Below are 9,166 nucleotides of genomic sequence, written 5' to 3' on the forward strand. Positions count from 1 at the left end.
TGGGGCGGCACCTTGACATTCTGAGCTATGAAAAAACGCTTTCTTATTGGCCTCCTGCTGCTAGCAGGGGGCGTCGGGGCCCAACCCAGTCCGCGCCAGCTGTACCCTGGCTTGTTCGAGGCCGTGCAGCTCGGTAGCGTGTATGCCGACAACAAGACCTTCGTGGATGCGCTGCCTAAGGCCCCACCCACCGAGGTCTTGGCCGAATACAACCGGCAGCGCACCCAGCCGGGCTTCGACCTGAAGGCCTTTGTGGCCCGTTACTTCACGCCACCCGTCGCGCCCACCGACCTCTACCGCAGCAACATCCAGGCGGGCATTCGGGCGCACCTCGACACACTGTGGACGGTGCTTCGGCGCCCGGCGCAGGCCGAGGCGCAGCAGTATTCGTCGCTGCTGCCGCTGCCCCGCCCGTACCTCGTGCCGGGAGGTCGGTTCCGGGAAATCTACTACTGGGATTCCTACTTCACCATGCTCGGGCTGCGCGAAGCCGGCCGCACCGAGCTGCTACGCGATATGACGGCCAATTTCGGCTACCTGCTCGACCACTACGGCCACATTCCTAACGGCAACCGCACGTATTACCTCAGCCGCTCGCAGCCGCCGTTCTTCGCTCTCATGGTGCAGCTGCTGGCCCAGGCTGAGGGGCCCGGCAGCCGCGCCCTCGTGCAGTACCGCCCCCAATTGCAGCGCGAATACACCTACTGGACCACTGGCGGCAACGCCCTGGCTCCCGGCACGGCCGCCGGCTGCGCGGTGCGTATGCCGGGCGGCGAGCTGCTCAGTCGCTACTGGGATGCCAGCGACCAGCCCCGCGAGGAGTCGTACCGCGAGGATGTGGAAACGGCCCGCCTGAGCAAGCAGCCCCCGGCTGAGTTTTTCCGCAACGTGCGAGCCGCCGCCGCTTCGGGCTGGGATTTTAGCTCGCGCTGGTTTGTGCCGGGGCAGGGCCTGGCTAGCATCCGCACCACCAGCCTGGTCCCGGTCGATTTGAATTGCCTGCTGCTGACCTTGGAGCAAACCCTAGCCCGGGCCGCCAGGCAAGCCGGCGATTCGACGGCCGCGCCGCGGTTTCGGCGGCTGGCGCAGGTCCGCACGCAGGCCATCCGGCGCTACTTCTGGGATGCCACGGCGGGTTGGTACGTCGACTATGACCTGCCCCGGCGCCAGCCTGCCGCCGTGCACACGTTGGCCGGCGTGTTTCCACTGGCGCTGGGCGTAGCTACCGCGGCGCAGGCCAAACAAGCGGCCCAGCGCCTGCAAACCGAGTTTTTACGCCCCGGCGGCCTGCTCACCACCCCCAACGCCACCGGCCAGCAGTGGGACGCGCCCAACGCCTGGGCCCCGCTGCAATACCTGGCCGTGATGGGCCTGCGCCGCTATCAGCAAACTGCCCTGGCCGACACCATTGCCCACCGCTGGGTGCGGCTGAACGTGCGTGTATTCAACCAAACCGGCAAGCTGCTGGAGAAGTACAACGTGGAAAAGACCGACCTGCTGGCCGGTGGTGGAGAGTACCCGCTCCAGGACGGCTTTGGGTGGACCAACGGGGTCTTGCTCCGGCTGCTGAACGAAGAGCGCCCCGCCCTACAGCGGTAATGCATCCTTCGCGTCTCGTGGTTGAACGACCAGAGCGGTCCGACTAGCAGCTATTTTACGACCAGTAAGTGGTCCGGCCGACATGGTAGCGTGGACTCTGCGAGTCCGCGCGTGGCGGAGCTTTTACCGGTTCGTTCAGGCGCGAACTCGCAGAGTCCACGCTACGCCCACGCCCAAATCGCTATTCTACCGCACCCGGTAGCCACTCAGGGCATAAAACAGCAGGTAGAGGTAGCACAGCGCCGGCACCACAAACGCCACCCGCAGCCCGCCCCCGTGCGTGGCGATGAAGCCCATGAGCGGCGGAATCAGCGCCCCGCCCACGATGGCCATAATCAAATAAGACGACCCTTGCTTGGTGAAGGACCCTAGCCCGGTGATGGCCAACGGGAAAATCACGGGCCACATAATGGAGTTCATCAGCCCGCAGAGCACCACCAGCCACAGCGCCGTTTCGCCGTGGCTCACGATGCTGGCCCCCACCAGCGCCGCGCCGGCCGCGCACACTGCCACCAGTAGGGCGCGGTTGTGGAAGCGCAGTAGCAGCGGAATGCCCAGCAGCCGCCCCACCAGCGAGCCAAACCAGTACGACGACACCAGTACCGCGCCCACTGCTTTGGTAAAGCCCGCCGTGGTGTCGATGGGCGAAGGCTCCTGGCCAAAGAGCACCAGCGCGTAGTTGGTGGCCAGGTTCAGCCCCCGCACCAGGCTTTGGGTGAAGCCCGACAGCTGCTGAATTCCTTGCGACTCGCCGTAGCGAATGAGGAAGGAGCCCAGCCCAACTTCGACCCCGACGTACACGAAAATGGCCACAATGCCCAGCACGAGGTGCGGAAACGCCAGCGCCGACGTGCGGCCGGCCGCCACGGGCCGCGCCTCCGCCGCAGCTTCTTCGGGAATGCTTTCAATGTCCGGCAGCTTCACCAAAAAGAAGAATACCGCCGCCAAAACCGCCAGAAACGCCGCCAGCCCCAGGTAAGGCCCTTTCACCAACTGCGACTCCTGGGCCAGTCGCTCGCCTAGTGGCAGCGCCGCCAGCCGCGCCTTGAGCGCCACCGAGCCGCCAAACAGCACCAGCCCGCCCACCAGCGGCGAGAGCGCCCCCCCGAAGTTGTTGGCCACGCCCACGATGCTCACCCGCGCTGCCGCGTTTCGGGCCGGTCCCAGAATGCTTACGTAAGGGTTGGCCGCTACTTGCAGAAGCGTGATGCCCGCGCCCAGTGTGGCCAGCGCAGTCAGGAATAAGCCAAAGGCCCGCGCATCAGCGGCTGGGATAAAAAGCATCGCGCCAACGGCCATCACCAGCAGCCCCACCACGATGCCGCGCTGGTAGCCCAGCTTCTTCAGTACCCAGCCGGCCGGCAACGACATCAGGAAATACGCCCCAAAGAAGGCTGACTGCACCGCCGAAGACTGTAAATCGGTAAGCTGGCACACATCCTTGAGGTAAGGCATGAGCACATCGTTGAAGTTGGTGACGGCGCCGAAGAGAAAGAATAGCGTCGTCATCAGCACCATGGGGCCGGCGTAGGAGCGAGCGGGCGCGGCAGTGTGGGCGGGAGAAGAGGCAGGAGCTAGAGCCATAAAGACAGTTGTTACTCGACGAAAGACGAAAGTAGCGCGAACTTTGTAGTTCGCGTCCCCACGCCGTTGGAATTGTTCTGGCGTCACTCGTTGCGGGCCGCGAACTACAAAGTTCGCGCTACTATGCACCTTACCGCCACCACCCAGTTCGGCCTGGAAGAACTGCTCGCCGATGAGCTTTACAACCTCGGGGCCGACATTACCCACATCGGCAGCCGGGCCGTCGAGTTCATCGGCGACCACCGCCTGCTCTACGAAACTGCCCTGTGGAGCCGCCTCTCCATGCGCCTGCTGCGCCCCTTCGCCGCTTTTTACGCGGCCGATGAAAAGGCCCTCTACCGCGAGGTAAGCCGCATCGACTGGCAGGATTACCTCGGGCCCGGCCAGACCTTCGCCATCACGGCCGTCGTCAACCGCTCCACCTTCGAGCACTCGCTCTTCGTGGCCCAACTCACCAAAGACGCCATCGTGGACCAGTTCCGGGCCCGCACCGGCGAGCGGCCCAGCGTGGACACCCGCACGCCCGACATCCGCCTGCACCTGCGCATGTCGGAAAACGAAGTCATCCTTAGCCTCGACGCGGCCGGCGACTCGCTGCACCGCCGCGGCTACCGCCAGCACACCAACGAGGCCCCCCTGAACGAGGTGCTGGCCGCCGGCCTGGTCCTGCTCTCCGGCTGGGATGGCAAAAAGCCGCTCATCGACCCAATGTGCGGCTCCGCCACCATTCTCACCGAAGCTGGCCTCATCAGCCAGCGCATCGCGCCCGGCCTGTTTCACCAAGGCAAGTTCGGCTTTGAAAACTGGTACGACTTCGATACTGACCTTTGGAACCAGGTGCGCGAAGAAGCCAAAGCTCAGCGTATCGAAGAACCCCAGGCCTACCTCGCCGGCTCCGACCTCGACCCCAAAGTCATCGACATGGCCGCCGCCAACATCACCGCCGCTGGCCTGGAAGACTGCGTCCGCCTCTCGGTACGCGACGTGAAGGACGCCGCGCCACCCAAAAACCAGGAACCCGGCATCATCATTACCAATCCGCCCTACGGCGAGCGAATAGGGGAGGAGGCCCAAATGGCCGCCTTATACAAGACGATTGGCGACACGCTGAAGGCGAATTTCCAGGGGTACGACGCCTTTGTCTTCACTGGCAATCTGGAAGCGGCAAAGAGCATCGGGCTGAAAACGGCTAGGCGGACGCCGCTATTTAATGGGCCGATTGACTGTCGGCTGCTGAAGTACGAGCTGTATCGGGGGAGTCGGCGGGTTTCAGCCCCCGGCGTGAACCTCACCCCCTGACCCCCTCTCCAAAAAAGAGGGGGTCAGGGGGTGAGGTTCCGTCGCGCCGGCTTAACTTACCAGAATGGAAGTGCAGCCTCCCAATAAGCTCGGTATTCCGCAGGAGTACATATATACCACTGATGTGCGAACCTGGGATAAGACCAAAGTTTTCGCTCGCGAAAACCGACGGCATCCTACGCCCGCCGAAGGTATTCTCTGGCAACAGTTGCGTGCCTCAAAGCAAGGGACAAAATTCCGTCGTCAGCACGCCATTGGCGCTTATATCGTCGATTTCATCTGCATTCCTGCCAAGCTGATTATCGAGCTTGACGGCGAAATTCACCTCACCCCCGAGCAGGCCGAATACGATGCCGGCCGTACCTTCACGCTAACGGAATTAGGCTACCGCGAATTGCGTTTCACCAACCAGCAAGTACTCCACCCATTGGACGAAGTCTTGGCCATCATCACAGAAAAATTACGAATTACCCCCAGCCTCATCGAGTCGTCAGGCTCCCCCTTTCCGCAGGAGAGGGGGCCGGCCCCGTGGGGGGCTCGTGAGGTTACCCCGAATACCATGCCCGAACTAGCCACTGCCCCGCAACTCGCCGCCGCCCGCCAGGCCCTGAAACGGTACTACGGCTACGATAACTTCCGGCCTATGCAGGCCGACATCATTCAGCACATCCTTTCGGGCAAAGACACTGTCGTGCTCATGCCTACCGGCGGGGGCAAGTCGGTGTGCTTTCAGATTCCGGCGGTGGTTTCGGAAGGCACGTGCATCGTGGTTTCCCCGCTCATTGCCCTGATGAAGGACCAGGTGGAAGCCCTGAAAGCCAACGGTATCGCAGCCGCCTACATCAACAGCAGCGTGGGCCAGTCTGAGGCCAACGACATTGCGCGCGCGGCCGTGAGCGGCTACCTCAAGCTGCTCTACGTGTCGCCCGAAAAGCTGCTTTCCGAAGGGTTTTTGCAGTTTTTAAACCGGGTCAATATCAGCCTTTTCGCCATCGACGAGGCCCACTGTATTTCGAGCTGGGGCCACGACTTCCGGCCCGAGTACACCCAGCTCGGCGCGTTGCGGACGCACTTCCCCGACACGCCCATTATCGCCCTTACGGCCACGGCCGACCGTCTGACGCAGCGCGACATCCGCACCCAGCTCAATCTGCGCGAGCCCAAGGTTTTCCTCTCCAGCTTCGACCGGCCTAACATCAACCTCATCGTGCGCCCCGGCCAGGACCGGGTGGGCTCGGTGCTCGAATACATTGCCCGCCACCCGCAGGACCCCGGCATCATCTACTGCCTCTCGCGCAAAACCTGCGAAACCATCTCCCAGAAGCTCATCGCCAAGGGTGTGAAAGCGGCGCACTACCACGCCGGCCTCACGCCCTTGCAGCGGAGCAAGGCCCAGGAAGCCTTTTTGCAGGATGACGTGCAGGTTATCGTGGCCACCATCGCCTTCGGCATGGGCATCGACAAGAGCAACGTGCGCTGGGTGATGCACTACAACTTGCCCAAAAACATCGAGGGCTACTATCAGGAAATCGGCCGTGCCGGGCGCGATGGCGCGCAGTCCACGGCCATCCTGTTCTACAGTTTCGCCGACGTGATGCAGATGCGTGAGATGGTGACCAAGGACGTGCCCGCTCGTCAGGCCCAGCTCAATACCGCCAAGCTGGAGCGCATGCAGCAGTTCGCGGAAGCCGCATCCTGCCGCCGCAAAATCCTGCTCAACTACTTCTCCGAAACCCTGGGCGAAGACTGCGGCAACTGCGACATCTGCCGCAACCCGCCCACGACGTTCGACGGCACCCTCATTGCCCAAAAAGCCCTTTCGGCCGTGGCCCGCAGCAAGGAAAAGGTGGCTATTAATCTGCTCATCGACATCCTGCGCGGCATGCGCAACCAGGCCGTGCTGCAAGGCGGCTACGACCAGATTAAGACCTACGGTGCCGGCTCCGATTTGCCCTACCTCGACTGGTACAGCTACATCCACCAGATGCTGAACGATGGCCTGTTCTACATCGCCTACGAAGAAGGCTACGCCCTGAAAATCACCGAGCGCGGCCACCAGGTGCTTAAAGGTCAGCTTACCCTCCCGCTCAAGAAATTCCAGCCCAGCGAGAAAGCCGAGCGGCCCACCCGCGCCAGCAAAAAAGCCGCCAACGCTGCTTCCACGGCCCCCATCGGCACGCCCGAGGCGCAGCTGTTCGAGAAGCTGCGCAAGCTGCGCAAGCAGATTGCCGACGAGCAGGGCGTGCCGCCCTATGTGGTATTCTCCGATGCCACGCTCCAGGAAATGGCTGCCGAGCGGCCCGTCAGCCGCGTGGGCATGCTGGGCGTATCGGGCGTCGGCATGAAGAAGTTCGAGACCTACGGCGAAGCCTTCATTCGTGTTATTCTGGACCACGCCGGTGTCAATGGCGTGCCTTCCGATTCGGATAATATGTTCAGTGAGCCGCCGCGCCCCCGCGTGGCCGTGGCCGACCAGCCCGTGAGCGACTCCGAAGATAGTAGCGTCCAGTTTCACCAGATGGGTCTCACCCCCGAGGATATTGCCGAGCGCCGCGGCCTGGCCCTGAGCACCGTGAAAACGCACCTCTACAACGCCTACGCCAAGGGCCAGGAGCTGCGCATCCATGATTTCGTGAGCGACCAGGAGTTGGCTGAAATCTTTACCGCCCGCGCCCAGCTCGGTGGCGAGCCCACGCTGCGTGACCTCTTCGACCACCTGCGCGAGAAGTACGACTACTTCCAGCTGCGCATGGCCGCGCTGTACCACAAGCGCCTGCGCGGTCAGTAAGCTGAGTTGGCCCGTCGTTGGTAACGGCGGGCCTCTTTATCTGCAGAATCTTGCTCGAATAGTGCCGCGTTTCATGTCTCGAAAAATACTCCTGGCTCTCGCGGCTCTCTTCATTGCCGCCTTCGCGGGGCTGATGCTCACCAAAACGCTGCCCTACTACACCTTCGAGAAGGGTGTCCACTTCCTCACCACCAAGAGCGACGAAACCAATGACAACGCCGTATTTCGGTTGGGTTTCTACGTGCACATCACCACTAGCTTGCTGGTGTTGGTGGCGGGACTACTACAGTTTCTACCATTTCTTGCGCAGCGCGGGCCGCGGCTGCACCGGCAAGTAGGCAAGGCGTATATTATTGGTATTCTAGCTCTGGCGGCGCCGTCGGGCCTCATTCTGGCCCGCTTTGCTAATGGCGGGCTGGCCGCACAGGTTGGCTTCACGCTGCAATGCTTCGTGTGGTGGCTGTGTACCTGGCGCGCCTACCAGGCCGCCCGCGAGCGGCAATGGAGCTTGCATGTCGATTGGATGCTGCGCTCTTACGCTGTAACACTGGCCGCGCTGGCCCTGCGTGGAGAAAGTTACATCATGTACTACGTGTTCCAAACCAAGCCAATGGAGACTTATTTGACAGTGACGTGGATGTCCTGGGTTGGCAACCTGATTGTGGTGGAGCTGCTGATTGGGGTAGGGCTGGGGCGGTATTTCCTGCGGGAGTTTATGCCGGATTTGCGGAATAAATTGGTGGCATAGCTATCCGATTTGGTGGATAGTGCTGGCCGTTGCAGGCTCTTCTTGGCAGCAACAAGCTGCATCTACGCGAGTAGCTGCTTCTGTGTCGATTACCAGGTCGCTTGCTGCAAAACTCCGCGGTTTCCAAGTTTAAGTCACGCCAAGCAGGCTGGATAGAGTAGGTAAAAACCCACGATTGGCTGGGGCTTTATAATATTTTTAACCTATATAGGTGGTTTAGAAGTAACAGGAGAGGTTCGTGAGTATGTTTACAGCATGAACAAGTTGTTTTGGATACCCGTGCTGGGGCTAGCTAGCGCCGCCTGCCAACCCCAGGCTGCTTCACACGCAACGGCCTCGAAAGTAGGAGAAAAGTCGGCCACTGCTTCGGTTCCGTCGGCAACGGGCGCTGCCCAGCCGGTTGCCACCGCGGCGACCGCGCCCACGCTGGCACTTTTGCGCCAAGTCGACCTGACGCCCGCCTGGATGAATAGGGGGGACCCCTCGGAGAAGAGTACTGCCTTGGAAGGATTTTACGGTTCCAATCATTACCGTATTTCCTTCTTTTTCAGTAAAGTGCGCCGCGATTCTCTGCGGCCTGAGGTATTCCACGTGTGGGGCCTAAACCGCTACAAAAAGGTAATAACGCCCTTTACCGGCACCTACACGGTGAGGCGAATCGCGGCCCTGCCCGATACGGTGCAGATGTTCAATAGTAAAGTAGTACAAGCCTATACCGCTTTCGCCGACTATATCTTGCGGGAAGACCCCACCACCAAAGGTACCGGCGTGTATTCCGGTAAAGTAATGCTGGATTTTTGCGTCAACTCGCGCAGCCAGGCCAGCGTGGTCCGTTTTGATGGAGTAGATATGGGCCTGGACAATCCGACGCGAGGCAGCGGCTTACTGTTTGAAGGCACTTGGCAAAACAACCAGACTGGCCAGCGCAAGGCGGCTTCCTGGGCCTCTGATTTTTCGGTGATAGTGCCCGAGACCTTACAAAAAATCGGGCTGGGCCAGCGCGGCGACACAGTCTACCCAGAGCTGGCCAAATACGGCTGGAACGACTGGTGGGAAAACGACGAGTGGTGGGCTGAGTCTCCCAAACCTTCGCTCAGCCTTTAGTTTTTGTGGATGGCACGTTTCAGGGGGCCTTCCGTGAACACTTG

The 9,166-nt window shown here is 61.4% G+C and carries 6 protein-coding genes; 5 read left to right on the top strand and 1 reads right to left on the bottom strand.

The annotated features are described in order from the left end of the window. Positions 1-27 precede the first annotated feature (27 nt). The gene (treF, locus tag WX88_RS24100; RefSeq protein ID WP_046246992.1) at positions 28-1,599 is read left to right on the top strand and encodes an alpha,alpha-trehalase TreF; all 1,572 of its coding nucleotides are present in this window, start codon (positions 28-30) and stop codon (positions 1,597-1,599) included. Positions 1,600-1,785: 186 nt separating this feature from the next. On the opposite strand, the gene WX88_RS24105 is transcribed toward treF, so the two are convergent. Then, on the bottom strand, positions 1,786-3,183 hold the full coding sequence (locus WX88_RS24105; protein ID WP_052733052.1) for a sugar MFS transporter: 1,398 nt from the start codon (positions 3,181-3,183) through the stop codon (positions 1,786-1,788). A 123-nt stretch (positions 3,184-3,306) separates the two neighbouring features. Here WX88_RS24105 and WX88_RS24110 point away from each other — a divergent pair, with 123 nt between their 5' ends. The 4 genes from WX88_RS24110 (at position 3,307) to WX88_RS24125 (ending at position 9,122) form a co-directional block, all read left to right on the top strand. Next, positions 3,307-4,482, top strand: coding sequence for a THUMP domain-containing class I SAM-dependent RNA methyltransferase (locus WX88_RS24110; RefSeq protein ID WP_052733053.1), 1,176 nt, complete (start codon positions 3,307-3,309; stop codon positions 4,480-4,482). A 64-nt stretch (positions 4,483-4,546) separates the two neighbouring features. Then, a complete protein-coding gene (gene recQ, locus WX88_RS24115; protein ID WP_082116282.1) occupies positions 4,547-7,270 on the top strand; it encodes a DNA helicase RecQ in 2,724 nt (907 codons plus the stop codon). A 73-nt stretch (positions 7,271-7,343) separates the two neighbouring features. Then, positions 7,344-8,018, top strand: coding sequence for a DUF2306 domain-containing protein (locus WX88_RS24120; protein ID WP_046246999.1), 675 nt, complete (start codon positions 7,344-7,346; stop codon positions 8,016-8,018). A gap of 255 nt (positions 8,019-8,273) precedes the next feature. Beyond that, complete coding sequence (locus WX88_RS24125) at positions 8,274-9,122, top strand: hypothetical protein (RefSeq protein WP_046246994.1); 849 nt, start codon at positions 8,274-8,276, stop codon at positions 9,120-9,122. Positions 9,123-9,166 lie beyond the last annotated feature (44 nt).

It is taken from the genome of Hymenobacter terrenus (genome assembly GCF_000972495.1).
Taxonomy (GTDB): Bacteria; Bacteroidota; Bacteroidia; order Cytophagales; family Hymenobacteraceae; genus Hymenobacter; species Hymenobacter terrenus.